24 protein-coding genes are annotated in these 26,115 nt (G+C 64.9%); 14 read left to right on the top strand and 10 right to left on the bottom strand.

Annotation, left to right across the window (positions count from 1 at the left end; translation table 11 throughout):
* Positions 1-127 precede the first annotated feature (127 nt).
* The gene (locus AB7245_RS30305; RefSeq protein ID WP_282523645.1) at positions 128-1,057 is read left to right on the top strand and encodes an aspartyl/asparaginyl beta-hydroxylase domain-containing protein; all 930 of its coding nucleotides are present in this window, start codon (positions 128-130) and stop codon (positions 1,055-1,057) included.
* 60 nt (positions 1,058-1,117) lie between these two features.
* Here the strand turns inward: AB7245_RS30305 and AB7245_RS30300 are convergent, their stop codons facing one another.
* Positions 1,118-1,945 (bottom strand): amino acid kinase family protein, encoded by an 828-nt coding sequence (locus AB7245_RS30300; RefSeq protein WP_166342736.1) that lies wholly within the window; start codon positions 1,943-1,945, stop codon positions 1,118-1,120.
* 13 nt (positions 1,946-1,958) lie between these two features.
* Entirely contained in the window at positions 1,959-2,771 is an 813-nt protein-coding gene (locus AB7245_RS30295) for an amino acid kinase family protein (protein WP_259256748.1), read from the bottom strand.
* A gap of 131 nt (positions 2,772-2,902) precedes the next feature.
* On the opposite strand from AB7245_RS30295, the gene AB7245_RS30290 reads away from it, so the two are divergent.
* Entirely contained in the window at positions 2,903-3,361 is a 459-nt protein-coding gene (locus AB7245_RS30290) for a YybH family protein (RefSeq protein ID WP_282523646.1), read from the top strand.
* A 57-nt stretch (positions 3,362-3,418) separates the two neighbouring features.
* Here AB7245_RS30290 and AB7245_RS30285 read toward each other — a convergent pair whose 3' ends face one another.
* The 3 genes from AB7245_RS30285 to galE form a co-directional block, all read right to left on the bottom strand.
* A complete protein-coding gene (locus AB7245_RS30285; RefSeq protein WP_166342732.1) occupies positions 3,419-4,120 on the bottom strand; it encodes a fumarylacetoacetate hydrolase family protein in 702 nt (233 codons plus the stop codon).
* A 38-nt stretch (positions 4,121-4,158) separates the two neighbouring features.
* Complete coding sequence (locus tag AB7245_RS30280) at positions 4,159-5,961, bottom strand: ABC transporter ATP-binding protein (RefSeq protein ID WP_354134785.1); 1,803 nt, start codon at positions 5,959-5,961, stop codon at positions 4,159-4,161.
* Positions 5,962-6,079: 118 nt separating this feature from the next.
* A complete protein-coding gene (gene galE / locus AB7245_RS30275) occupies positions 6,080-7,093 on the bottom strand; it encodes a UDP-glucose 4-epimerase GalE (RefSeq protein ID WP_028153516.1) in 1,014 nt (337 codons plus the stop codon).
* A gap of 126 nt (positions 7,094-7,219) precedes the next feature.
* Between galE and AB7245_RS30270 the strand changes: the two genes are divergently transcribed.
* A complete protein-coding gene (locus AB7245_RS30270) occupies positions 7,220-8,257 on the top strand; it encodes a glycosyltransferase family 4 protein (RefSeq protein WP_166342725.1) in 1,038 nt (345 codons plus the stop codon).
* A gap of 219 nt (positions 8,258-8,476) precedes the next feature.
* Here AB7245_RS30270 and AB7245_RS30265 read toward each other — a convergent pair whose 3' ends face one another.
* The 3 genes from AB7245_RS30265 to waaF form a co-directional block, all read right to left on the bottom strand.
* Positions 8,477-8,875 carry a hypothetical protein gene (locus tag AB7245_RS30265; protein WP_282523651.1) on the bottom strand — a complete coding sequence of 133 codons (399 nt, stop codon included), beginning with the start codon at positions 8,873-8,875 and terminating at the stop codon, positions 8,477-8,479.
* 280 nt (positions 8,876-9,155) lie between these two features.
* On the bottom strand, positions 9,156-9,455 hold the full coding sequence (locus AB7245_RS30260) for a hypothetical protein (protein WP_028153513.1): 300 nt from the start codon (positions 9,453-9,455) through the stop codon (positions 9,156-9,158).
* Between the two features lie 254 nt (positions 9,456-9,709).
* A complete protein-coding gene (waaF, locus tag AB7245_RS30255; protein WP_282523652.1) occupies positions 9,710-10,759 on the bottom strand; it encodes a lipopolysaccharide heptosyltransferase II in 1,050 nt (349 codons plus the stop codon).
* 174 nt (positions 10,760-10,933) lie between these two features.
* Between waaF and rfaD the strand changes: the two genes are divergently transcribed.
* The 7 genes from rfaD to AB7245_RS30220 all read left to right on the top strand — a co-directional run bounded on the left by rfaD (position 10,934) and on the right by AB7245_RS30220 (position 18,880).
* Positions 10,934-11,914, top strand: coding sequence for an ADP-glyceromanno-heptose 6-epimerase (gene rfaD, locus AB7245_RS30250; RefSeq protein ID WP_282523653.1), 981 nt, complete (start codon positions 10,934-10,936; stop codon positions 11,912-11,914).
* 13 nt (positions 11,915-11,927) lie between these two features.
* Positions 11,928-13,412, top strand: coding sequence for a D-glycero-beta-D-manno-heptose-7-phosphate kinase (rfaE1, locus tag AB7245_RS30245; RefSeq protein WP_354134789.1), 1,485 nt, complete (start codon positions 11,928-11,930; stop codon positions 13,410-13,412).
* Positions 13,413-13,453: 41 nt separating this feature from the next.
* Positions 13,454-14,701, top strand: a complete 1,248-nt coding sequence (locus tag AB7245_RS30240) for an O-antigen ligase family protein (RefSeq protein ID WP_282523743.1) — start codon at positions 13,454-13,456, stop codon at positions 14,699-14,701.
* A gap of 99 nt (positions 14,702-14,800) precedes the next feature.
* On the top strand, positions 14,801-16,714 hold the full coding sequence (locus AB7245_RS30235) for an SDR family NAD(P)-dependent oxidoreductase (protein ID WP_439035240.1): 1,914 nt from the start codon (positions 14,801-14,803) through the stop codon (positions 16,712-16,714).
* 2 nt (positions 16,715-16,716) lie between these two features.
* A complete protein-coding gene (locus tag AB7245_RS30230) occupies positions 16,717-17,937 on the top strand; it encodes a glycosyltransferase family 4 protein (protein ID WP_439035765.1) in 1,221 nt (406 codons plus the stop codon).
* Positions 17,934-18,074, top strand: coding sequence for an NAD-dependent epimerase/dehydratase family protein (locus AB7245_RS30225; protein ID WP_282523656.1), 141 nt, complete (start codon positions 17,934-17,936; stop codon positions 18,072-18,074). Before AB7245_RS30230 ends, AB7245_RS30225 begins: the two co-directional genes overlap by 4 nt.
* On the top strand, positions 18,020-18,880 hold the full coding sequence (locus AB7245_RS30220; protein ID WP_439035239.1) for an NAD-dependent epimerase/dehydratase family protein: 861 nt from the start codon (positions 18,020-18,022) through the stop codon (positions 18,878-18,880). The genes AB7245_RS30225 and AB7245_RS30220 overlap by 55 nt, the downstream gene beginning before the upstream one ends.
* Here AB7245_RS30220 and AB7245_RS30215 read toward each other — a convergent pair.
* Together AB7245_RS30215 and AB7245_RS30210 are read right to left on the bottom strand one after the other, a co-directional pair.
* Positions 18,868-19,863, bottom strand: a complete 996-nt coding sequence (locus tag AB7245_RS30215; RefSeq protein ID WP_354134923.1) for an MraY family glycosyltransferase — start codon at positions 19,861-19,863, stop codon at positions 18,868-18,870. The two genes, AB7245_RS30220 and AB7245_RS30215, sit on opposite strands and share 13 nt — an antisense overlap.
* Positions 19,864-19,898: 35 nt before the next feature.
* Entirely contained in the window at positions 19,899-20,858 is a 960-nt protein-coding gene (locus AB7245_RS30210) for a lysylphosphatidylglycerol synthase transmembrane domain-containing protein (RefSeq protein WP_354081092.1), read from the bottom strand.
* A 221-nt stretch (positions 20,859-21,079) separates the two neighbouring features.
* Between AB7245_RS30210 and AB7245_RS30205 the strand changes: the two genes are divergently transcribed.
* From AB7245_RS30205 to AB7245_RS30190, 4 genes are all read left to right on the top strand, one after another.
* Positions 21,080-22,069, top strand: a complete 990-nt coding sequence (locus AB7245_RS30205) for an SDR family NAD(P)-dependent oxidoreductase (RefSeq protein ID WP_439035238.1) — start codon at positions 21,080-21,082, stop codon at positions 22,067-22,069.
* A 7-nt stretch (positions 22,070-22,076) separates the two neighbouring features.
* Positions 22,077-23,489, top strand: coding sequence for a mannose-1-phosphate guanylyltransferase/mannose-6-phosphate isomerase (locus AB7245_RS30200; RefSeq protein WP_439035237.1), 1,413 nt, complete (start codon positions 22,077-22,079; stop codon positions 23,487-23,489).
* 181 nt (positions 23,490-23,670) lie between these two features.
* The gene (locus tag AB7245_RS30195; RefSeq protein ID WP_439035236.1) at positions 23,671-24,675 is read left to right on the top strand and encodes a Gfo/Idh/MocA family protein; all 1,005 of its coding nucleotides are present in this window, start codon (positions 23,671-23,673) and stop codon (positions 24,673-24,675) included.
* A gap of 10 nt (positions 24,676-24,685) precedes the next feature.
* On the top strand, positions 24,686-25,873 hold the full coding sequence (locus tag AB7245_RS30190) for a DegT/DnrJ/EryC1/StrS family aminotransferase (protein ID WP_354124025.1): 1,188 nt from the start codon (positions 24,686-24,688) through the stop codon (positions 25,871-25,873).
* Positions 25,874-26,115: the final 242 nt, after the last annotated feature.

The following is a 26,115-nucleotide window of genomic DNA, read 5'->3' as shown; positions in this document are numbered from 1 at the left end:
GCGGCACGGCTCGGGACGTCCCAATCACAACCTGCGGAACAGCCTCAGGATGCACGCCAATATCTTGCAGCTCGGGCCGGGTCGGAGTAGATCACGTCCCCGGCTGGGTCACTCGGGATTTGGGGAAATGCTGAAACAGCTTTTTGCGCCGCAACTTGTCATTCTCTATGTGCTCGCGGCTTCGACCATTTACGTTCACTTCCGCGGCAAGCAGCGACTGCGCTTCGCGCGCCAGCTCGGCGATCACTCGACCTATCTCGCGCCCTACAACGTGCTGATGTATGCGGGCTCGGCCGTGCCCAACAAGCCGGTGATCCCGGTCGAGCAGTTTCCGGAGCTGAAGCCGCTCAGCGAGAATTGGGAGACCATTCGCGACGAGGCCGTGCGCCTGTTCGACGAAGGCTTCATTCGGGCCGCCGCGAAGAACAACGACTGGGGCTTCTACTCGTTCTTCAAGAGCGGCTGGAAGCGCTTTTACCTGAAATGGTACGACGACTTCCTGCCCTCGGCGCGCACGCTGTGCCCGAAGACGGTGGAGCTGCTCAACGCGATCCCGAGCGTGCACGGCGCGATGTTCGCGATGCTGCCGCCGGGCGGCAAGCTGGGCGCGCACCGCGATCCCTTCGCCGGCTCGCTGCGTTATCACCTCGGCCTCGTCACGCCGAACTCGAACAAGTGCCGCATCCTCGTCGACGGCGTCGAATGCGTCTGGCGCGACGGCGAGGCCTTCATGTTCGACGAGACCTTCATCCACAGCGCGGAGAATGCGACCGACGTCAACCGCATCATCCTGTTCTGCGACGTCGAGCGCCCGATGAAGTACGGCTTCATGACCGCGATCAACCGCTGGGTCAGCCATCACATCGTCAAGGCCTCGGCGACCCAGAACGTGGACGGCGAGAGCGTCGGCGTCCTCAACAAGGTGTTCGGCAAGCTCTACGAGATCCATCTCGGCAGCCGCAAGGTCAAGGAGTGGAACCGCAACGTCTACTACACGCTGAAATACTCGCTGACGGCGCTGATCCTCGGTCTCATCGTGATGTCGGCGTTGCGCTAATCCGCCCTAAGAAAAACCCCGGAGCAGGCTCCGGGTTTTTTTGCGGACGTTGCTGCGGCCTCACACCGGCTTGGCGCCGGTGTTGATGATCGACCCCACATGCTGCCCGCGCAGCGCCGCCGCGATCCGGCCGGGAACGAGGCCGTTGACCACCTGCACGCGCGCGATGTGTCGTGCGTTGGCCATCACTTCGAGCAGCGCGGGATCGAACGGCAGTGTGCCCTTCAGCTTCGCAAGATCGGCAAAGCTCGTCTCTTTCAGCAGCTCGGCCTTCTTGCCATCCGCGCCATTCGGATCGGTCGTGTAGACGCCGTCAACGTCCTCCACGATCGTGAGCCCGGCAGCGCCAAGCGCGTCGGCGAGCAGGAAGGCGCCGGTATCGGCCCGATGCAGCGGGATGCGCGCGGTCGGGAATTCATGATGGTGGTAGGGCGGGAACGCGCTGCCGACGACAGCGCGCGCCGCCTGGAGGTGAATGGCGAGCTGGCTCGCGATGGTCGGGTGCTCGACATAGGAGACACCCTCCGGTGCGAGCAGGCTTGCCAGGATGTGGCCGTTCTGGCCGGCCTCGCTGGCGGCGAGCGGTGCGAGCGAACCCACGGGAAGGCCGAGATCGAGGCCGACGCTGTAGAGATGGCGCGCGCGGATGCCGGCGCCGGTCAGGATGAGCAGGCGATGCTCCGGCAAGAGCGACCGCAGCTCGTCGACGAGCGGGAGGATCGCTTCGTGACCGCGGTCCATGATGCGGCCGCCGATCTTGATGACCTGCAGCCAGGGCAGCAGCTTGATCGGGCGGTTGCCGGCAACGGGGCGGGTGAGATCGCTGTCGAGCAGAGTCTGGCGCGCGAGCGGCGAGGCGACGTGCTTGATCTGGTTGGTATCAGCCATGACGGTGCTCTCTTCAGCTCGCGGTGATGATGGTGCCGACATGCTCGCCCGCAAGCGCGCGGGTGAGATTGCCGGGGACGAGGCCGTTGATGATCTGCACCTGCCGGACATGGCGCGCCGAGGTGAGGAGATCGAGCACCGGGAATTCGAGGATCGAATCCTGCAGGCCCTTGGCCTTCATCTCCGCCACCGAGATCTTCGGGATGAAGGTGGCGTTCTTCGACGTCTTCGGGTTCGCGGTGTAGAGGCCGTTCTCGTCCTTCACATAGATCATCGCTTTGCAGCCGAACTGCTCGGCGACGAGGAAGCATCCGGCGTCGGTCCGGTAGGGCGGGATCACGCCCTCGGCCGCGGGCCGCATCCACAGGCTATAGGGCGGCATGCCGCTGAAGATCACCGCACTCACCTCGGCAAGGAACAGCGGCACGGACGACAGCCCGGCGCTGGAGACGGCGGAGATACCGTGCTTGGCCAGCAGCTGCCCGAGCATCGCGGCGTTCTGATCGGCGACGGAAGCCCCGAGTTGCGACAGCACGCCGGCCGGCAGCCGGAGCCCGGCGGCGATCGAATACAGATGCCGCGCACGGGTGCCGGCGCCGGTTCCGATCAGAAGCTTGTGCGCCTTGCGGGCGGCGACGATCTCCTCGACGATTGGATAGACCGCGGCACGGCCGCGATCGATCATGCTCTGGCCGCCGATCTTGATGACGGTTGCATCGGGGAGGATGCGGAAGTCCGCTGCCTTCTCCGCTGCGGCCACAAGCTGTGGGTCGGTGAGCGAGCGCTGCATCAGCAGCCCCTCGAGCTCCGTGATCGTGTTCGACATCCGAGACATCCTCTCGTTTTCTGATGCAGTCTCTGCGGCGGACCCTTCAGCCTCGACCGCGAATCTTGCCGCACACTTCAGTCCATGGCAACAAGGTGGCCGCGATTTAGCGGCCAAACATGGAGCAGGCAATGGCCCCGTTGCCACTTGCGAACACCGAGATCGTGCAATTCTTCCGCGAGTGGTTGGATACCTTCTCAGGCTATGTCCGCGAGGTCGACTACGCCTCGGCGCGGCCGCTGTTTCACCCGGACGTGCTCGCTTTCGGCACGCATAACGACGTCATCCCGGGGCTCGACCAGTGGGTTACGACGCAATGGAATAACGTCTGGCCGAAGACGACCGACTTCCGCTTCGTCCTCGACCAGGTCTCGATCCTGGCGTCCCCCGACGGCACGATGGCGACGGTGGTCGCGCCGTGGACGAGCAAGGGCTACCATCCCGATGGCAGCGCGTTTCCGCGCCCCGGCCGAGCGACGATGGTGTTTTCAAAAGATGGCGATGGCTGGCTGTGCGTGCATTCGCACATGTCGCTCAATCGCGGGGTGCCGCAGGCAAGCCATGCCAATCGGCCGGTGAAGGCCTGGTAGAAATGCAAAAGGCCCCGGACATGTCCGGGGCCTTTCGATTTCCAGATGTCGTTCAGCCTATTCCGGCTGGCCGATGCTCACCTTCAGCGTGCCGACGCCGTCGACGCCGCATTCGAGCTTGTCGCCCGGCTGGAGCTGCGACACGCCGGCCGGCGTGCCCGTCATGATGATGTCGCCGGCGGCGAGCTTCACCTGCTGGGAGAGCTGCCAGATGATCTCGGGCACGTTCCAGATCAGCTCGGTGAGATCGCCCTTCTGGGCTTCCTTGCCGTTGACCGTCAGCCAGATCCTGCCTTTGGCGGGATGGCCGATCTTCGAGGCCGGCTGCACTGCGGAGCAGGGAGCCGAGCCGTCGAACGACTTGCCGATCTCCCAGGGGCGCTCCTTCTTGCGCGAGGCGATCTGGAGGTCGCGGCGGGTGAGGTCGATGCCGACGGCGTAGCCGTAGACATGCTCGAGCGCCTTGTCGGCGGGGATGTTGAGGCCGCCGCTCTTCATCGCGACGATCAGCTCGACCTCGTGATGCAGATCCTTGGTTAGCGGCGGATAGGGAATGGTGGCGCCGTCGGGCACCAGCATGTCGGCGTGCTTGGCGAAGAAGAACGGCGGGGCGCGCTCGTCGTTGCCCATCTCGCGGATGTGCTCGAGATAGTTGCGGCCAACGCACCAGATGCGGCGCACCGGATAACGACCGCTCTCCCCGACGACGGGAAGCGAAGCCTGGGGCGGAAGCGGAATGACGTAGGAGGCGGCGTTCATGGAGCGATCTCGCTGCTCTTGGTGGGGTGAAGGAAACTCTATGCGGTTGCGCTGATCGGCGCCAGAGCGCCGGCGTCGTGGTGTTGCAGGCGGAAGAACGAGGCGTAGCGGCCCGAGCGGCGGAGCAATTCGTCGTGCCGGCCCTGCTCGACGATCTCGCCGCCCTCGACCACCAGGATCGCATCGGCGTGCATGATGGTGTGCAGGCGGTGCGCGATCACGATGGTGGTGCGGTTCTGGCAGAGATGCTCGATCGCCTCCTGCACCTGCCGCTCGGACTCGGAATCGAGCGCGGCGGTGGCCTCGTCCAGCAGGATGATCGGCGCGTTCTTGATCAGCGCGCGTGCGACCGCGATGCGCTGGCGCTGGCCGCCCGAGAGCTGCGTGCCGTGCTCGCCGACCGGCGTGTCGTAGCCGAGCGGGAAGCTCATGATGAAATCATGCGCGCAGGCGGCTTTCGCGGCATCAACGATTTGCTCTTCGGTCGCGCCGGGTTTGCCGAAGGCGATGTTGCTGCGGATGGTGTCGCGGAACAGATAGACGTCCTGGCCGACATAGGCGGTCTGCGCGCGCAGCGATTTGCGCGAGACCGCGCCGATCGACTGGCCGTCGATCACGATGTCGCCTTGCGTCACCTCGTAGAAGCGCAGCAGCAGCCCCAGCACGGTCGATTTGCCGCCGCCGGAGGGGCCGACCAGCGCGGTGACTTTTCCGGGCTCGGCAACGAAGGACATGCGGTTGAGGACGGTCTCGCCGGTCCGGTAGGAGAAGCTGACGTCGCGCAGCTCGATCTTCGCTTCGGACAGCTTCAGCGCCGGCTTGTCGTCGTCGGAATGTTCGCTCGCCGGGCTGTCGACCACTTCGAGCAGCATGCGGGCGCCGACGAGCTGGCTGTTGAGGTCGATGTTGAGCCGCGCCAGCCGCTTGGCCGGCTCGGTTGCCATCAGGAACGCGGTCATGAAGGAGAAGAACGCGCCGGGCGTGGCGTTGAGCGCGACCACGCTGTAGCCGCCGTAGAGCAGGCAGCCGGCGACCGCGAAGCCCCCGAGCATCTCCATCAGCGGGTTGGAACGGTTGGCGACGCGGGCCATCTTGTTGGCGTTGCGCTCGACGATCGCGATGTTCTCGTCGATGCGCTTCTGCATGGTGTCTTCGAGCGTGAATGCCTTCACCGTGCGGATGCCCTGGAGCGATTCCTGCATCGTCTCCAAGATGTCGGCGGTGCCGGTGAACTGGTTGAAGGCGAGGCCCTTGATGCGCTTGACCAGCTTGCGCAGCACCAGCATCGCCGGCGGCACCACGACGAGGCCGATGAACGACATCACCGGGTCCTGCCACACCATCACGCCGATCATCGCGAGCAGCATCATGAGGTCGCGTCCGACAGCGTTGACCAGCATGTTGAGCACGTCGGTGATGGATTTGGCGCCGGCGGTCAGCCGCGCCAGGAATTCAGACGAATGCCGTTCGGAGAAGAAGCCGACGCTCTCACGCATCAGCTTGGCGAACAGCTGGCGCTGGTTGGTGGCGAGGATCGCGTTGCTGATCTTGGTCAGGATCACCATGTGGCCGTAGGTCGCCACGCCCTTGATGAACAGCAGGATCACCGTGATGCCCGAGAACATCGCGATGCCCGGGATGTTCTTGTCGACATAGGCCTGGTTGATGACTTGGCCGAGCACGTAGGTCGCGCCCGCGGTCGATCCGGCGGCAAGCGCCATCAGCGCGAAGGCGACGAGGTAACGCCGCCAGTAGATGATCCCCTGTTCCGTGACCAGGCGGCGAATCAGGATTGCCGCCGTATAGGGATCGTCGGTGATTTTCTTTGGAAACTGGGCCATCCGGTGTCCATTGACGGGGCAAGGAAAAGCCTGCCCGCGCGTCAGGGATCGAAGGGCCTCTGTGCCCGCTAAAGCCGCGCTTTTCAAGCCCAATTAAGGGCTTGCGCTGGGATGGAATCTAGGCCGAGACGGCGTGGCGGAGCTCGCCATGGCGCTCGCGGAACAACTTGTCCTCCCAAGCCAGCGCGTGGGCCGCAATGGTCTCGAGGTCGTCGTATTGCGGCTTCCAGTCGAGCAGGCCGCGGATGCGGCTGGTGTCGGCAACCATGGTCATGATGTCGCCGGGCCGGCGCGGGGCGTATTGCACGGCGAAGCTGCGCCCCGAAACCCGACGCACCGCGTCGATGGTTTCCAGCACCGAATAGCCGCGGCCATAGCCGCAATTGAGCGTTGTCGAGGCGCCGCCATTGCGCAGGTAAGCAAGTGCCGAGCGATGCGCCTGCGAGAGGTCCGAGACGTGGATGAAGTCGCGGATGCAGCTGCCGTCCTGGGTCGGATAGTCGGTGCCGAACACGTCGATCTTGGCGCGCTGGCCGGTCGCGGCCTCGACCGCGATCTTGAGCAGATGCGTAGCGCCGACGGTGGCCAGCCCGATGCGCGCCTGCGGATCGGCACCGGCGACGTTGAAATAGCGCAAGGTCACGTATTGCATGCCGTAGGCGGCGGCGACGTCGTGCAGCATGATCTCGGTCATCAGCTTCGACGAGCCGTAGGGCGACAGCGGCCGCGTCGGCGCGTGCTCGGGCACCGGTACCAGGTCCGGATTGCCGTAGACGGCCGCGGTCGAGGAGAAGATGAAACGGCTGATGCCGCGCTTGACGGCGACGTTGAGCAGGTTGCGCGCGGTCATGAAGTTGTTGCGGTAGTAGCCGAGCGGATCGCGCATCGACTCCGGCACGACGACGGAGCCCGCGAAATGGATGATGCTCTCGATGTTGTGCTGGGCGATCACGCCTTCGACCAGGTTCTCGTCGCCGGCGTCGCCAATGAACAGCGGCACGCCCTCAGGCAGATAGGCCGAGAAACCGGTCGAGAGATCGTCGATCACGACGACGTCCTCGCCGGCTTCCGCCAGCGCCAGGACCGTGTGACTTCCGATATAGCCGGCGCCGCCGGTGACTAGCACAGTCATGATCTCACCCGTCTTCGATCAACGCGCCACGTTAACGTTTGCGCGGTGAAGAGGGGGTTTCGGCAGCCCTGAACTGGTCACTATGCTTAATGTTGCGTATAGGGGGCTTCCGTAACGGAGCATGACGTGGCGAATTCCCCCGGCGATCTCGAAGTGATCGTGCCAAATCTGCACAGGCGCTATTCCGGGGTCACCGCGACCAACCGGATGGTGGCGCCACGGCTGGCAAAGCTCTATCGCGCGGCGTGGTTCGGCTCGGATGCGCCGGAGGGGATTTCGCGACTGAGCGCTGCCGATTTCCTCAAACTATGGGGCCGCAAGACGCCATTGATCTGGCACGCGCGGCGCAACAACGAGATGATCGCGGGCGTGCTCCTGCGCGCGCTCGGCTGGCCATTGAAACTCGTGTTCACGTCGGCCGCACAGCGGCATCACAGCTGGATCACGCGCTGGCTGATCCGGCGCATGGACGCGATCATCGCGACTTCAGACATCTCGGCCTCGTTCCTGAAGGTGAAGGCGACGGTGATCCCGCACGGCGTCGACACTGACGTTTATGCGCCGCCGAACGATCGCGCCGCGGCCTTTGCGGAAGCCGCGCTGCCGGGCCGCTATGCGATCGGCTGCTTCGGCCGCGTGCGCGCGCAGAAGGGCACCGATGTGTTCGTCGACGCGATGTGCCGGCTGCTGCCGCGCTATCCTGACTTCACTGCAATCATCGTCGGACAGGTCACGCCGGAGCAGACTCCCTTTGCGAACGATCTGAAGAAGCGGATCGAGGCCGCCGGCCTGCAGTCGCGCATCGTCATCACCGGTGAACTGCCGATCGGAGCGGTGCAGCGCTGGTATCAGCGGCTGACGATCTACGCCTTCACCTCGCGCAACGAAGGTTTTGGTTTGACGCTGATCGAGGCGATGGCGGCCGGCAGCGCGCTCGTCGCCGCGCGCGCCGGTGCGGCCGCGCTCGTGGTCGAGGACGGCTCGACGGGTGTGCTGATCCCGACTGGTGACGCTGATGCGTTGGCCGCCGCGCTCGAACCGCTGATGCGCGACCCGGACGCCGCGCTCGCCATGGGCGCGCGGGGGCGGGCACGGGTGCTGGCGAAGTTCAGCCTCGATGCCGAAGCGGCGCGGATCGGTGACGTTTATCGTCCGCTGCTCTGAACTGCCGTTTTCGCGACCGCAAACAAAAATCTCGAAAACAACCCTATGCAAAGTAGCCGGCGCCAGCGGAATCAACGGGTTGACGGCCGGTGCGATGCGTTGCGGATTTTACGAGGCCGTTTGACACGTCGGGCAAAACAGCGGCACGATGTCATCATCGGCCGCAGTTGCGATACCCGGATCATCCATCCAGGTTCCTTCAAACCGTCGCGGTCGACTTCACATTGGGCAGCGCACATACGGCATTTGCACTGGCACCGGCTCCTTGGAGCTGAGTGTGATATTATTCTCTCCGGAGAATGTCAGGTCGAATGCGACGTCTGAAATCGAGACGCCGTCCGAGCACGACGCGATTATTCGCATATTCGGCCCGTCATCGCGCAACGATTTGACCGTGCATTTTTCAAATGTGCCGGTGACTTGCCTTCCCTGGACGATTAAACCGCCCGCGTGGAGATCAGCATCTTTCTTGAAGGCAAGCCTGTTGTTCTCTTTGGTGAATATTTGGCCACAGGCCGAGGCGTCGATTGTCCAAGCTCCGTTCAAATCCGCAGCCTGTATCGATGCCGATTGCGTCACGAGAAGTGCCAGCGTCACCAAAGGATTGAAGGTCCTCATGAAACTCTCCGACTAAATGGTCAATACTGCCAAATCAGCCTCTTCGACGCCGATGGAGGCGCAGCAAGACGCGCCCCTTCGTATCGGTCTTGAGCAGTATTTGGGTGCGGCGAACTGGCGAAGCTGTTGTTGATCTAAGTCAATAGGCTCTGCAGAGCGCTCGTCTGCTTGAGGCAAAGCGCAGCGTAGCGCGATGACGAGTGCGCTGTCAGAGCTGGAAAGGCCGCCGCATTTGTCCGGCGGCCTCCGCGCTTGAGTGGCTTGCGGGGCGGCGCCCCAGCTAGAGATCGATGCTAACGGCGATGTTGCGGCCCTGTAGTTGGGAAATCTTCATTCCGTCAGCCTGCACTTGCGCGAACTCCGGGTCGTTTGCCACGGCTTCCTGCACTTTGCCGTAAACTTCCCAATTGGAATAGCGCGTCGCAACCAGCAACTCTCCTGCCCACTGGCCAGTGTGGAAGCGGGAGAGCCGAAGAAATTCGGCGCCGTGTTTCTCAAAGATTTTCTTCGCCTGCCTGACGATCTTGATCATTTCCTCGGGCTTGTCGGTCTTGAAGCGAGTGAATTGAACGATCGGCATGGGGCTACCTCCATAACTGTGTAAAATGTCCAAGAGGCATGTATCGAGCGACGTTTGAGGAGCGAACCTCTTGTTCGAATCTCGATGAAGATTCGTCTTTGTCGACGTGATCTTGGTTCAGCCTTCACAAGCGGCAGCGACGCAGCCTTATCCCGCGAATGAACTGACAACGTCACTGACTAAAGCTGGCGGACGGAAAGACCTGCTGTTGGATTCGCTGCCAGTTGCCCGACCAACGCATGGCGTCAATGAGTTCACACTCCGAGCACCCGCTGCGCGATCGCCACGACCTCGGAAGCCGCGATATCCCGCATGCAGCGGTGGTCGTTCATCTTGCAGATCGTGCTCTGGCAGGGCTGGCATGAGAGCACGCTCTTGTCCTGGACCACGGTCGCGGCGAGGCCGTTGAGGGGGGCCCAGAGATAGGGGCTGGTCGGGCCGAAGATGCCCATGGTGGGTGTGCCGAGCGCGGCTGCGATATGCATCAGGCCGGAATCATTGGAGATGGCGACGCCGGCCGCGGCCATCGCCAGCACGCCGTTGCGCAGATCGGTGCCGGTGAGGTCCCGCACGCCCGGACCGCCGGCGGCGACGATCTCCTGGGCGAGGCCCTTTTCGGCGGGGCCGCCAACCACCCAGACCTCCAGCCCGCGCTCGGCCAGCAAGCGGGCAGCCTCCGGATAATAGGTCCAGCGCTTTGAGGCGCCGACTGAGCCGGGAGCCAGCGCGACCGCCGCCCCGGCGCTGAGGCCATTGGCCTGCCGCCAGCGGACGATGTCCTCGGCCGGGACCCGCAATTGCGGCACCGGCCATTCCGCGGGCAGGGGGGCGCCATCGGGTTGGGCCAGGGCGGCGTTCTTGTCGATGAAGCGGGGCAGCTTCTTCTCGCCCCAGCGCCAGCGGTTGAGCAGGCCGAACCGGAACTCGCCGACGAAGCCGACCCTTTCCGGAATCCCGGCCAGCGCGGGCGCGATGGCCGCCTTCCAGGTCCGGGGCAGCACCAGAGCTGTCCCGTAATTCCGCTCGCGCAGGAGCTTCGCCAGGCCAAGCTGGCGGCCTACGGCGAGCCGGCTGCGCGGCAGGTCCCACACGATGCCATCGCGCACACCGGGCATGTAATCGACCAGGGGGGCGCAGAGGGAGGTGGTCAGGAGATCGACTGGCCGGTTGGGCCAGCGCTCGTTCAGGACCCGGACAACGGTGTGATTCCGGACGAAATCGCCGATCCACATATAGGGGACGATCAGGATCGGGCGTGTGTCGCTCCGATCTGCATCTCGACCAAATTGCGAATCTTGATTCATTCGTTAATAGGACCGGGAACGTGCTGATGTTGCGGTTCGGTTACCCGCTCCGGACCTGCAGGTAAAGCCGGGACAGCGCCGATCCCAAAACCGCTTACACTTTGGCGGATCATGCGCTAGGGCAGGACCGGGCCGTGAAAATCGGGCAGGGCAAAACCTGGCAGGGTAGGTGGAATGTTGCTGGTGACCGGTGGGGCCGGTTTTATCGGATCGAATGTCGTCGCCGCGCTGAACGAGGTCGGTCGCAGCGATGTCGTCGTCTGCGATCTCCTCGGGACCGAGGGCAAGTGGCGAAACCTCGCCAAGCGCCAGCTTGTGGATATCGTCCCGCCGGCCGAGCTGCTCGACTGGCTGAAGGGCCGCAAGCTCGACGCCGTGATCCATCTCGGGGCGATTTCCGAGACCACCGCGACCGACGGCGACCTCGTGATCGAGACCAATTTTCGCCTGTCGATGCGCCTGCTGGACTGGTGCACGGCGGATGCGGTGCCGTTGATCTACGCCTCGTCGGCCGCGACCTATGGCGATGGTGCCGACGGCTTTGACGACGACGCCTCACCGCCCGCATTGAAGAAACTGCGGCCGATGAATCTCTACGGCTGGAGCAAGCACCTGTTCGATCTCGCCGTCGCCGAGCGCGTCGCGCGCGGCGAGAAGCTGCCGCCGCAATGGGCCGGACTGAAATTCTTCAACGTGTTCGGCCCCAACGAATACCACAAGGGCTCGATGATGAGCGTGCTGGCGCGCCGCTTCGATGATGTGAGGGCGGGCCGTGTCGTGCAGCTGTTCAAGTCGCACCGCGAGGGCATCGCCGACGGCGATCAGCGCCGCGATTTCATCTATGTCGACGACGTTGTCCGCGTCGTCATGTGGCTGCTGGCGACGCCGTCGGTGTCCGGTCTCTTCAACGTCGGCACCGGCAAGGCGCGCAGCTTCAGGGACCTGATGCTCGCTGCCTATGCGGCGCTCGGCACCAGGCCCAACATCGAATATGTCGACATGCCCGAGCAGATCCGCGGCAGCTATCAATACTTCACCCAGAGCGAGGTCGATCGCCTGCACCGCGCCGGCTATAACGGCGGCTTCACGACGCTCGAGGATGCGGTGAAAGCCTATGTCGGCGATTATCTCGACCGGCCAGACCGCTTCCGCTGAGGCTTCAAGGACCATGCCGACCCCCATTCTCGATTTCGACGCTCTCGCGCAAGCCATCTCAGGCCGTACGGTGCTGTGCATCGGCGACATCATGCTGGACGAGTTCGTCTATGGCGAGGTGTCGCGGATCTCGCCGGAAGCGCCGGCGCCCGTGATCGCCGCCCAGCGCAGCGAGATCCATATCGGCGGCGCCGGAAACGTCGCGCGCAATATCGCGTCCCTCGGGGCGCGCTGCATCTTCGTCGGCCTCGTCGGCGAGGACGATGCGGGCAAGCGGCTCGAAGCGGCACTTGCGGAGCATGTCGGCATCGAAAGCGCGCTGGTGTGCGATCCGTCGCGGCCGACCACGCGAAAAGTCCGCTTCGTCTCCGAGCATTTTTCCACGCATATGCTGCGCGCGGATTGGGAGCAGGCGGTGCCTGCCTCCGACGACATCGAGACCAGCCTGATCGACGCAATCCTGCCACAGATCGCGCACGCCGACATCGTGCTGCTCTCCGACTACGCCAAGGGCGTGCTGACCGCGCGCGTGATCCGCCACACCATCGACGCCGCGCGAACGCTCGGCAAGCCCGTGATCGTCGATCCCAAGAGCCTGAACTGGGCGATCTATCGCGGCGCCACGCTGCTCACGCCCAATCGCAAGGAATTTTCGGAGGCGACCCGCAGCCGCGCCGACACGCCGCAGAGCATCGTCGATGCCAGCGAGGACGTGATGCGGCTCGCCGATTGCGAGGCGATCCTGGTCACGCAAGGCGAGCAGGGCATGACGCTGGTGCCGCGCAATGGCGAGGCCGTTCACGTTCCGGCTGTCCCTGTGAAGGTGCGCGACGTCTCCGGCGCCGGTGACACCGTCGCCGCTGCGCTTGCGGTGTCGCTCGCGGCGGGCGCGGACTGGGACACGGCGTTGCGGATGGCGAATGCGGCCGCTGCCGTCGCTGTCGGCAAGCAAGGCACGGCCAGCGTGAGCGCGGCCGAGCTGCGGCGGAAGATCCTGCCGCATGCTTATCTCGCGGCTGAGGAGAAGATCGTGCTCGAGCCTGATACGCTCGACGCGCAGCTCGCGGAATGGCGCCGGCAGGACCTGCGCGTCGGCTTCACCAATGGCTGCTTCGACATCCTGCATCCCGGCCACGTCAAGGTGTTGACCGCGGCGCGCAGAGCCTGCGATCGCCTGATCGTCGGCCTCAACAGCGATGCCTCGGTGCGGCGGCTGAAGGGCGCCGATCGCCCGGTTCAGGACGAGCGGGCGCGTGCGGAAGTGCTCGCGGCGCTCGAAGCCGTCGATCTCGTCGTCATCTTCGAGGAGGATACGCCGATCGATTTGATCACCCGGATCAAGCCGAGCGCGCTCGTGAAGGGCGGCGACTACACCCGCGAGCAGGTGGTTGGCCATGAGGTCGTCGAAGCCGCCGGCGGAATCGTCGTGCTGGTCGACATCCTCCAGGGCTTCAGCACGACCGCGCTGGTCCATCGCGCGCGGGGAGGGGGCAAGTGACGGACCAAGCGACGACGCTCGCCCGGGAGACGACCGCCCAGATGTGGCGGCGCTTTCGCAGCCCGGCGGCGTGGTGCGAGACGGCCGACCTGTTCGCGATCCTGACCGTGGCCTCGCTGCCCTGGTCGACCTCGCTCGCGGCGATCTTCAACGCTCTGTTCCTGGTCTGCATGGTGCCGTTTCTCGACGTCCGCGCATTCCTGCAATCGCTGAAGCGCCCGATCGCGGCCGCGCCGATCGCGCTGGTCCTGCTCGCGCTGGTGGGCACGGTGTGGTCGGATGCGGCCTGGGGCGCGCGCTTCTATGCGGTCAACCCGACCGTCAAGCTGCTCGTGCTGCCCGTGCTGCTCTATCATTTCGAGCGCTCGTCGCGCGGGCACTGGATCTTCATCGCGTTCCTGGTGTCCTGCGCGCTGCTCTCGGTGATGTCGTGGCTGGTGGCCTTCTATCCCAACCTGACGCTCAAGCCCGATCACCTCGAGCGCGGCATCTTCGTCAAGAACTACATCGACCAGAGCCAGGAATTCGCGCTGTGCGCGGTCGCGCTCGCCTATCCCATCGTGATGCTGCTGCGCCAGAAGCGCTATTGGTTCGCGGGACTATTGATCGCGCTGGCTCTGAGCTTCTTCGTCAACATGGCCTTCGTGGTGGTGTCGCGCACCGCGCTGGTCACCGTTCCGATCATGTTCGGCGTGTTCGCACTGCTGCACCTGCGCTGGCGCAGCATCGCGATCATCTCGGCCGCTCTGCTCGCCGGCGCCGCTCTCGCCTGGCAGGCCTCGCCGCAATTGCGCAAGACCGCCGACACCTTCGCCAGCGACTACACGCGCTATGTCGAAAAGGGCGAGCCGACCTCGCTGGGCTTGCGGCTCGAATTCTGGCGGAAATCGCTCGGCTTCTTCGCGGAGGCGCCGATCAAGGGGCACGGCACCGGTTCGACGCGTGGATTGTTCGAGCAGGTCAAGACCGGCAGCGGCTACCAGGCCTCCGCCGAGGTGATCGGCAATCCGCATAACCAGACGCTAAATGTCGCCGTGCAATGGGGCGTCATCGGCATCGCCGTTCTCTACGCGATCTGGGTCCTGCATCTCCTGTTGTTCCGCGGCGACGGGCTGGTCCATTGGATTGGCCTGCTGGTGGTGGTGCAGAACGTCTTCACCTCGCTGTTCAACTCCCATCTGTTCGACTTCCACGAGGGCTGGATGTATGTCATCGGCGTCGGCGTTGCCGGCGGCATGGTGATCCGGGCCCGACACGCCGAGGCGAAGGTGGGGGAAGCTGGTTCCTGAACGGCCGCGCGGCTGGCAAGCCTTGTACTGGCAAGTCTTGTCGAGATGGGCTATCAGCGCAGTCAGGTTGCACCTAACTGGGATTTCATCGGTCGGCGGATGACGCGTCTTTCGCATCTCACCTTGCGCAATTTCCTGATCGCGCTCCACGACCTGCTGGCGACCACGGCGGCGCTGTTCGCAGCGTTCTACCTGCGTTTCGAGGGGGGCCACGGCTTCTTCGACCGCCTGCCGCTGCTATTCCAGATCCTGCCCTACTTCCTCGCCTTCAGCATGGTCGTGTTCTTCGTCTTCAACCTGACCACGACGAAATGGCGCTTCATCTCGCTGCCTGACGCTCTGAACATCATCCGCGTCGCGACCGTGCTGACGGTTGCCCTCCTGGCGCTCGACTACATCTTCGTCGCCCCCAACGTCCGCGGCGCCTTCTTCATCGGCAAGGTGACGATCGTCCTCTACTGGTTCCTTGAGATAACGTTCCTCACTGCGTTGCGCATAGCCTACCGGCACTTCCGCTATACGCGCGTGCGGCGTCGTGCCAAGGGCCAGAATGCCGCGCCGACACTGCTGATCGGCCGCGCCGCGGATGCCGAGGTGCTGCTGCGCGGCATTGAGAGCGGCGCGATCAAGCGCATCTGGCCGGTCGGCGTCTTGTCGCCGTCGAGTGCAGATAGCGGCCAGTTGATCCGCAATGTGCCGGTGCTGGGCGGTATTGACGACATTGAGGACGTCATTAGTGATTTCGCCAAACGCGACAAGCCGATCGCACGCCTGGTGATGACGCCGTCCGCGTTCGAGCCGGACGCTCATCCGGAATCGATCCTGATGCGCGCGCGCAAGTTAGGGGTGATCGTCAATCGCATGCCCTCGCTGGAGAGCGGCGATACGCCGCGCCTCACGGCCGTCGCGGTCGAGGACCTCCTGCTGCGGCCGAGCGAGACAATCGACTATGCGCGCCTCGAATCCCTGATTAGGGGCAAGGCGGTGATCGTCACCGGCGGCGGCGGCTCAATCGGCTCCGAGATCTGCGAGCGCGTCGTCGCCTTCGGCGCCGCGCGCCTCCTGATCGTGGAAAATTCCGAGCCGGCGCTCTACGCGGTCACGGAAGCGCTCGCTGCGCACGGCACGGCGGCCGCGATCGAGGGGCGGATCGCCGACATTCGCGACCGCGAGCGCATCATCCGCCTGATGGCGGAGTTCAAGCCGGACATCGTGTTCCATGCCGCCGCGCTCAAGCACGTGCCGATCCTGGAGCGCGACTGGAGCGAGGGCGTCAAGACCAACATCTTCGGCTCGATCAACGTTGCCGATGCGGCGCGCGGCGCCGGCGCCGAAGCCATGGTGATGATCTCGACCGACAAGGCGATCGAGCCGGTGTCGATGCTCGGCCTCACCAAGCGCTTCGCCGAGATGTACTGCCAGGCGCTCGACCACGATCTCGCCGCAGGTACCGGTAGTGTCAGGTCGCCGATGCGATTGATCTCGGTCCGGTTCGGCAACGTGCTGGCATCGAACGGCTCGGTGGTGCCGAAGTTCAAGGCCCAGATCGAGGCCGGCGGCCCCGTGACGGTGACGCATCCCGACATGGTCCGCTACTTCATGACCATCCGCGAAGCCTGCGATCTCGTCATCACGGCGGCAACGCATGCGCTCGGAACGCAGCGTCCCGACGTCTCGGTCTACGTGCTCAACATGGGCCAACCGGTGAAGATCGTCGATCTCGCCGAGCGCATGATCCGCCTCTCGGGCCTCCAGCCCGGCTACGACATCGAGATCGTGTTCACGGGCATGCGGCCGGGCGAGCGCCTGCACGAGATCCTGTTCGCCTCCGAGGAGCCGACCCGCGAGATCGGTGTCGCCGGCATTATGGCCGCGCAGCCGAACGAGCCGCCGATGCAGACGCTGCGCAAATGGATCGCGGCGCTGGAGCAGGCGATCGCGCGGGACGATCGGGCCACGATCAAGACCATCCTGAAGGATGCGGTTCCGGAATTCGGGTCGACCGCGGCTTGACCATGCATTCTCAAGGCAAGATCGTCGTCGCGAGCCAGCATTACCCGCCTGATCCGAGCACGACCGCGGCGATCATGGCCGAGATCGCCTGCCGCGTCGCCGTCGACCACGAGGTCATCGTGCTGTCGGGCTCGCCCGGCGAATTGCCGGCCTCGCAAACCGGCCCGGGCAAGCCGCGCGTGATTGCCATCAAGAACCGGATGGCGGGAAAGACCGCGCTGGTGCGGCGTGGATGGTCCGAGCTGCTGTTTGCGGCGCGCACGTTCTTCGCGCTGATCCGGGAGCTTAGGGCAGGTGACGTCGTGCTCACTGTCACCGCGCCGTTCATGCTGCCATATGCGGTCGCGGCGGCAGCAAGGCTGAGGGGGGCGCGCTCGGCGCTGATCATGCACGACCTCTTCCCCGATGTTCTCGTGATGGCGGAAATCCTGAAGCCCGGCTCGTTGGTGACGCGGACGATGCGCGCGGCCAACAGCCTGATGTTCCGCGCGCTCAATGCCGTCATCACCATCGGCCGCGATGCGGAGCCGCCGCTCTTGAGCTATTCCGGCATGACGCGGAACAAGATCCGCTTTATCCCGAACTGGGCGACGCTCGTACCCGCGGCACGTCCCCTGGCGCCGGACAATCCGTTCCGCAAAGCGCTTTCCGCGCGATTCATTGTCGGCCTGTCGGGCAATCTCGGCTTCACCCATGATCCGGAGATCGTGTTCGAGGCGGCACGCCTTTTGAAAAACGAACCGGACATCCACTTCCTGCTATCCGGCTGGGGCATCGGCTTCGAGCGGCTGAAGCAGTTGCAGGCTGAAGCGAACTTGCCCAATGTGTCCTTCGTGGCGCGGGTCGCGGATGCCGAGCTCGAGGCGTTCCTGGCGGCTGCCAATCTCTGGATCATTCCGTACCGGAAGGACGTGGCGGGGGTGTCGGTGCCGAGCCGCTTCTACAATCTGCTGGCAGTCGGCCGTCCCGTGGCGCTGGTCTCCGAGCCGGAGGCCGAGGCTGCGTTGACGGTGGTGGAGAACGGGCTCGGCTGGGTCGTGACGCCGGGCCGCGCTGATCAGCTCGCCGACGCAATCCGCGCGGCATCTCGTTGCGACGCCGCCGCTATGGCCGAACGCGCAGTGAAGGCGGCAGCGAAATTCGACCGGACGACCGCGATGAACGCCTATGCCGGGCTGATCGACGAATTGTTGCGCAACCCCGATCTGGCGGAGCAACGATGAGCGAGCGAAAACCGGTCGTGCTGGTGACAGGGGCGAGCGGCTTCGTCGGCCGTCATGTCGCGCCTGAGCTAGCGCGCGAGGGATGGTCGGTCCGCCCCGCGGTGCGCAGCCCGGAGGGATCGACGACGAGGTCGTGATCGAATCGATCGGCCCCGATACCGATTGGGAGGCGGCGCTCGAAGGCGTCGACGCCGTGGTCCATCTCGCCGCGCGCGTGCATCACAAGCACGAGGAGCACGCGGTCCAGCTCTACCGCAACGTCAACATCGCCGGCACGCTGCACCTGGCGCGCTCCGCGGCGACGGCGGGTGTGGGCCAGTTCATCTTCGTCAGCACCGTTCTCGTGCACGGCCGCAGCAATGAAGGCCGCGCGCCGTTCAGCGAGGAGGACATCCTCACGCCGCGCGGCCTCTACGGCATGTCCAAGGCCGCCGCCGAGGCGGGCTTGAGGACGCTGGCGCGCGACAGCGACATGAAGATCTCGGTGATCAGGCCGCCGCTGGTGTATGGCGCGGGCGCGAAGGGCAATTTCGCGCTGCTGACGCGCGCGGTGAATCTGGGGCTGCCGCTGCCCTTTGGCGCGATCCGCAATCAGCGCGCGTTCCTGGCCGTGCAGAATCTGTCGTCGTTCATCCTGCGCCGGCTGGCTCACCCCGATCCCACGAGCAATTTCGAGATCTTCCTGGTCGCCGACACGGAACAGGTCTCGACGCCCGAATTCATCGAGCGACTGGCGAAGGCAGCCGGCAAGAACTCGCGGCTGTTCGGCATGCCGCCGGACCTGCTCTCAACGCTGCTCAGCGTGCTGGGCCGGCAGGATACCCATGACAGCCTGATCGGCTCGCTCGAGCTCAACCTCGCCAAGGCGATTGCGACCGGCTGGCAGCCGCAGGTCTCCCTCGACGAGGGCCTGCGGCTCGCGCTGTCGGCTCAGGACGCCTGAGGGCGGGAGAAGCGGCGCAGCACGAATCCGATCGCGATCGCGCCCGCGACGAGCGCAAGCCATGTGACCGAGGTCGAGCTTGCGCGAACCGTGATGATGGCAAGCACAGCCAGCAATAGATTGAGCGCGAACACATCGCCGATCACGCGGCGGACCGTGAAGCCGTTGTCGGTCGCACGCTGGTAGAAGTGCGAGCGGTGTGCCGACCAGAATTGTTCGCGCCGCGCGATGCGCCGAAACAACGTGACGGTGGAATCCACGAGGTAATAGGCCGGCAGCAGCAGTGCCGCGGCGGGCTGCCCTTGCCAGGCGAGCTCCAGCAGGCACCAGCCGAGCAAAAGGCCGATCGGCAGGCTGCCGACATCGCCCAAAAACACTTTTGCGACCGGACGGTTGAACGGCGCAAAGCCGAGCATGGCGCCGCACAGCGCCGTGGCGATCAGCGCGGCGGATGGAGAGAGGTCGCCCCACCATCCGAGCAATCCGAGCGTGGCCGTTACAGGGACCACCTCCGCCACCGTCATGAGGTCGAGCCCGTCCATGAAATTGACGAGGTTCACGAACCAGACGCCGCCGATGAGAATGAGGGTGCGTTCAACCGCAAGCGGCAGAGCCGGAACGATCCGCAGCGCCTCCGGTGTCGTGAAGACGACGGCGGCCACAGCGCCCGCCTGCAACAGGAGCCGGAGCACGACCGGCAGCGGCCTGACGTCGTCGACAAGCCCAACCAGCGCGATCAGCACGGCGGAGCCGATCAGGGGCAGGGGAATCGCGGCATGGATCCAGGCGGCCCAGGGCGCCGCGACCAGCAGGGTCGCCGCGATAACCGCGATACCCGCGCCCTGTGGCGTCGGAATGCGATGCGAGGACCGAGCGTTCGGACGCGCCAGCGAATAACGTTGCAGCAGCGGCATGCTCCACCGGGTGATGCACGCGGAAATCGGTGCAGCCAGCACGGCTGGCGCAAGCGCAAACAGCACCAGCCCGGCTGCAACGCCCGGACTCGAGGCGTATATCGTCACTCCGGCACTCCGAGCGGCGCCGACCCTTTCGCGGCCTTCTCCGCGCTGAGGATCCAGACCAGGCCGCCGATCGCGCCGACGATGAAGAGCACGGCGCCGAACAGCAGCGAGACGTTGACGCCTTCGTTAGCGGAAAGCCCGGCGAAACCGAAGGCCAGGCCCATCGTCGCCTCGCGCACGCCCCAGCCGGCGATCGAGATCGGCATCAGGGTGATCAGCATGATCGGCGGAATGAGGAGGAATGTCTGGCCGAAGCTGACGGGTGCGGCGATCGACTGCACCACGCACCACGCAATGACGACGGCGAGCACGTGAACGAGAAGCGACAGAATTGCGACGATCGGTCCGCGCTTGGCGTTGAAGATCACGCGGTTGGCAATCACGGCGCAGGCGTGGATGTGATGGGTGGCCCACCAGGTCTTCAGCCACGACCATTTCAGCGCGCCGAAGATCAGGAAACCGACGCCGCCCGCGAGCGCGGCGAAATCGACGAGCAGCAGCGCCGAGCGTCCGTGCGGATCGGTGATGAGCTCGTAGCTCCAGGGCAGGCTCGCGACGACGACGATCGCCAGCGCGACGAGGCCGATCGCGCGGTCGACGAAGATCGAGTAGGTGGCCGCGCGCCATCCGGCGCCGGCGCGCGCGACCAGCCACAGTCGGACCGCATCGCCGCCGATCGCGGAGGGCAGCGTCTGGTTGAAGAACGCGCCGATCACGTTGTAGCGCATGGCGCGGCCGAGCTCGAGCGGCGCGCCGCATTCGGCGCTGATCTCGCGCCAGCGGACCACGCCGACGAAGATTTGCAGGAACGTGACCGCGATCGCAATGGCGATCCAGAGCAGGCTGGTCGCGGTCAGGCGCGAGAACAGTTCGGACAGATCGACCTTGCGCAGCGCCAGGTAGAGCAGCGCTCCGGAAATCAGGATTTTGGCCGTCGACAGCAGGATTCGGCGCATCTCGCCCGCATGAATAGGGTTTGCGAAGATTTGAGGCAACCCGACGCGAGGCGTCGAATTCGGCCGCTTTGGTATGGTCTTGGCGCCGATCTTGCAATAGCGCTTATCCGGAGCGGTGATGAATAGCCGCGGGGCTATTGCGACGGCCTCGATACCGCGGCTAAAGAGGCGCCGCGGGGCCGGCTTGGGGACCGCGTGGCAACAGATCGCTTGGGAACAGGATGACGGATCAGGCGATTTTGGTCACGGGAGCCGCCGGGTTCATCGGCTTTCACGTCGCCCGGCAGCTGCTGGCCGAGGGCCGGCCCGTGGTCGGGCTCGACAATCTCAACAGCTATTACGATCCGGCGCTGAAACAGGCGCGCCTGGCGCTGCTTCGGAGCGATTTCCGCTTCGCCTTCGTCGAGGCCGATCTCGCCGACCGCGAGACCATCGCGGCGCTGTTTGCGCGACATCGATTTGACAAAGTCGTGCATCTCGCGGCCCAGGCGGGCGTGCGCTACTCGATCGACCATCCGCACACTTATGCCGATTCCAACCTCCAGGGCTTTCTCAACGTGCTGGAGGGCTGCCGCAACAATTCTTGTCGTCATCTCGTCTACGCCTCGTCATCCTCCGTTTATGGCGCCAACACCAAACTGCCATTTGCCGTGCAGGACCGCACCGACCATCCCGTGAGCTTCTATGCCGCGACCAAGAAGGCGAACGAATTGATGGCGCAGTCCTACAGCCATCTCTACCGGCTGCCGGTCACGGGCCTGCGCTTCTTCACCATCTACGGCCCGTGGGGCCGGCCAGATATGGCGCTGTTTCTGTTCGTGAACGCCATCATGGCGGAGCGTCCGATCCGGCTCTTTAACCATGGCAAAATGCGTCGCGACTTTACCTATATTGACGACGTCACCCGTGTAGTATCCAAGCTGATCGATCAGGTGCCCGCGGATGACCCGGCTGCCGCAAATGCGCCGTCTAAGGTCTACAATGTCGGCAACCACCATCCGGAAGAGCTGATGCATGTCGTCGGGCTTCTGGAGCAGGAGCTGGGTCGGACGGCAATCAAAGAATTGCTGCCGATGCAGCCGGGAGACGTCTTGGAAACGTTCGCGGATGTCGAGGATCTGACGCGCGACACCGGCTTTGCACCGTCAACGCCGATCGCGCTCGGGGTCCGTAATTTTGTCGCCTGGTATCGGGACTACTTCAAGGTTTGAAATGACGATGGACAAACGCATTATCCCCCTGATCATGTGCGGCGGCGCCGGCACGCGGCTGTGGCCGGCTTCGCGCGAGGTGCGCCCCAAGCAGTTCCTGCCGCTGTTCGGCACGCGCTCGACCTTCCAGGACACGCTGCTGCGCGTGTCCGATGCCTCGCTGTTCGATCGTCCGATCGTCATCACCAATGCGTCCTATCGCTTCATGGTGCTGGAGCAGCTCGCCGAGATCGGCATCGAGGCCGACGTGATCCTCGAGCCGATGCGGCGCGATTCCGGCCCCGCGATCGCCGCGGGCGCAGTGTTCGCGCAGAACCGCTCCAGTGACGCGATCGTGCTCGCGCTCGCCGCCGACCACGTGGTGCAGGACAATGCGGCCTTCGTCGCGGCGTGCCGTGAAGGCCTCACCGCCGCGAGCGCCGGGCGCATCGTCACCTTCGGCGTCAAGCCGGAGCGGCCGGCGACTGAATACGGCTATATCAGCCCGGGCGAGGTGATCTCCGGCGAGGTGCACGCCGTCGCGCGCTTCGTCGAAAAGCCTGATGCCGTGAAGGCGGCCGACTACGTCAGTTCGGGCTATCTCTGGAACAGCGGCAACTTCATGTTCCCGGCCACCGTCCTGCTCGACGAATACCGCAGGGTCGACGCGGCGAGCGTCGAGGCGATCTCCAATGCGGTGAGCAATGCCGGCCGCGATCTCGGCTTCGTGACGCTGGAGCCCGAGGCGTTCGGCGCGGCGAAGGCGATCTCGATCGACTATGCGGTGATGGAGAAGACCTCGCGCGCAGCGGTCGTGCCGGTGTCCTGCGGCTGGTCCGACGTCGGCTCCTGGCACGCGGTGTGGGAGTTGTCGGAGAAGGACGCGCAAGGCAATGCTTCGCACGGCAGCGCGGTGTTCGAAGACTCGCGCAACTGCAACGTCACCACAGATGCAGCGCTGGTCGCGCTCGAAGGCGTCGACGATCTCGTCGTGGTCGCCACCGCGGATGCGGTGCTGGTCTCGCGCCAGAAGGATGCCAACGGCCTGAAGCGCCTCGTGACCAAGCTGAAGACGGTCGCACCGAAGGTCACCGAGGAGCATCTCAAGGTGCACCGGCCCTGGGGCAGCTACCAGTCCGTCGACAACGGCGAGCGCCACCAGGTCAAGCGCATCGTCGTCAAGCCGGGCGGGCGGCTGTCGCTGCAGAAGCACCATCATCGTGCCGAACACTGGATCGTCGTTCGCGGCGCGGCCAGGGTGACCGTCAACGAAACCGTCAAGACGGTGCACGAGAACGAGTCCATCTACATCCCGATGGGCGCGGTGCACCGGATGGAGAACCCGGGCAAGATCATGCTGGAACTCATCGAGGTCCAGACCGGAAGCTATCTCGGGGAAGACGACATCATCCGGATTGAAGACGACTATCAAAGGTCGTAACCAGCAAGCTCCGAATCACGCGACCCGGGCCGGAAGGCGCAAGCTATTGGCGCTAAGGCCCGGGGAACGTGTAACTTTTTGAATCAAATCGTGTCCGGTCAATTCGGCTGACATTCGCCACAAATGTGGCGCCCGTGCTAGAAGCGGCCCGGGGATTTGCGTTGAATCGGGGTTTACTCAGATGAGTTCCAAAGGGTTTGCACCGGCAAAGGCCGGCTTGCGCGTTGGCGTCGTTGGCGCAGGCGTGATGGGCAGCAACCATGCGCGCGTGCTCGCGGGTCTTCCAGGCGTCAGCCTCGTCGGTGTGGTCGATCCGTCGCCAGCGCATCTGACGCGCACCACGGAGCTTGCCAGCTGCCAGGGCTTCGAGACGCTCGACCAGCTCCTCGCCGAAGGTGTCGACGCCGTCACCATCGCCGCGCCGACCCATCTGCATCACGAGGTCGCGCTCGCCTGCATCGCCAGGAACGTTCATGTGCTGGTGGAGAAGCCGATCGCCTCCACGGTCGCGGAAGGTCGCGAGATCGTCGCCGCCGCGCAAAAGGCCGGCGTGACGCTGATGATCGGCCATGTCGAGCGCTTCAATCCGGCGGTGGCCGCCGTCAAGCAGGCGATCGCAGGCGAAGATATTCTCTCCATCGCGATCACCCGCGTCGGTCCGTTCCCGCCGCGCATGTCCAATGTCGGCGTCGTCATCGATCTCGCCGTGCACGACATCGATCTGATCCGCTGGTTCACCGAATCCGACATCGTCGAGGTGCAGCCGCAATTGTCGAGCGCGGTCGCCGAGCGCGAGGACATCGCGCTCCTGCAGTTCCGCACCGCCAATGGCGTACTCGCGCACATTAACACCAACTGGCTGACGCCGTTCAAGGCGCGCAGCGTCACGGTCGCGACCCGCGGCAAATACGTGATGGGCGATCTGTTGACGCGCCAGGTCACCGAGTGCTTCGGCTTCAAGCCGGACGGCAGCTATTCGATGCGGCATCTGCCGGTCGGCCACGACGAGCCGCTCCGCGCCGAGCTGATCGCATTCCTGAAGGCCGTCCGCAACGGCGAGACGCCGGCGGTCACCGGCGACGAGGGCGTCGCCAGTCTCGAGATCGCCACGCAGTGCCTCGAAACGCCGTCGCGGCCAGCGGCCTCGTCGGCTGCCCGCAACGGCCCGCGCCGCGTCGCCGGCTGATTCCCTTTCCATGCCGACCACTCAAGAAGGCGCCAAGAACCAGGCCATGAACCAGCATCTGCGTTCCGAACCCATTCCCTTCGTCGACGTCGCCTCGCAGCGCCGCCGGCTCGGCGCCTCGCTCGATGCCGCCGTCAAGCGAGTCCTCGACCATTGCCAGTTCGTCAACGGCCCTGAAGTCGCCGAGCTCGAGAAGCAGCTTGCGGCCTATAGCGGCGCCAAGCACGTGATCGGCTGCGCCAGCGGTACCGATGCGATCCTGATGGTCATGATGGCGAAGAACGTCGGCCCCGGCGATGCCGTGCTGTGTCCGTCCTTCACCTTCATCGCAACCGCCTCGCCGGTGGCGCGCACCGGCGCGACGCCTGTTTACGTCGATGTCGATGAGGCCACCTTCAACATGAGCCCGGAGTCGCTGAAGCGCGGCATCGCGACCGCCCGCAAGGCCGGCCTGAAGCCGGTCGCAGTGATTCCGGTCGATTTGTTCGGGCAGCCCGCCGACCACGATTCCATCGCCGAGATCGCCAGGGCCGAAGGCCTGTTCGTGCTCGACGACGCCGCACAGGGGTTTGGTGCGAGCTACAAGGGCCGCAAGCTCGGCACCTTCGGGCTCGCAACCGCGACCAGCTTCTTCCCGGCCAAACCGCTCGGCTGCTTCGGCGACGGCGGCGCGATCTTCACCGATGATGACGAGCTCGCCGCGACGCTGCGCAGCATCCGCGTGCACGGACAGGGCGTGGACAAATACGACAACGTCCGCCTCGGCCTGACCGGCCGGCTCGACACCATGCAGGCCGCGATCCTGATCGAGAAGCTGAAGATTTTTGACGACGAGATCGCCGCCCGCAACAGGGTTGCGGAGCGTTACGCGCGTGGCCTGTCCAACGTTGTCACTGTGCCGCGACTGGCACCGGGCAACACCTCGGTCTGGGCGCAGTACACGATCCGTCTCCCTGAGGGCACCGACCGCGACGGCTTTGCCGCCGCGCTGAAGGCCCAGGGCGTGCCGACCGCGATCTATTACGGCAAGTCGATGCACCAGCAGACCGCCTACAAGCAGTATCCGGTCGCCGACGGCGGCCTGCCGGGCTGCGAGAACCTGTCGCAGGACGTCATCAGCCTGCCGATGCACGCCTACCTGACCGAAGCCGACCAGGAGCGAATCATCGCCGCCGTGCGCGGCGCGATCGCGGGCTGATTTCGCTGTTTTGCCCTCCTTTCCCTCTCCCCCTGTGGGAGAGGGTGGCAGAGGCGGCCTTCGGTCGCCGTTCTTAAGGACGCCGATGCTTCGCATCGGCTATCGCGATAGCGGCGAGACGGGTGAGGGGTCTCTCTCCGCACGGAAAGCTGGGAGAGAGACCCCTCACCCGATTGAGTTTGTATCTACCTGCGGCGTGGCCCTCTCCCACAAGGGGAGAGGGCACAGCAATGCACATCGCA

The sequence above is a fragment of the Bradyrhizobium sp. 604_D8_N2_3 genome, from assembly GCF_051810765.1.
Classification (GTDB): Bacteria; Pseudomonadota; Alphaproteobacteria; order Rhizobiales; family Xanthobacteraceae; genus Bradyrhizobium; species Bradyrhizobium barranii.
Note: the sequence above shows the minus strand (reverse complement) of the source record. Positions and strands in the feature narration are given on the sequence as shown.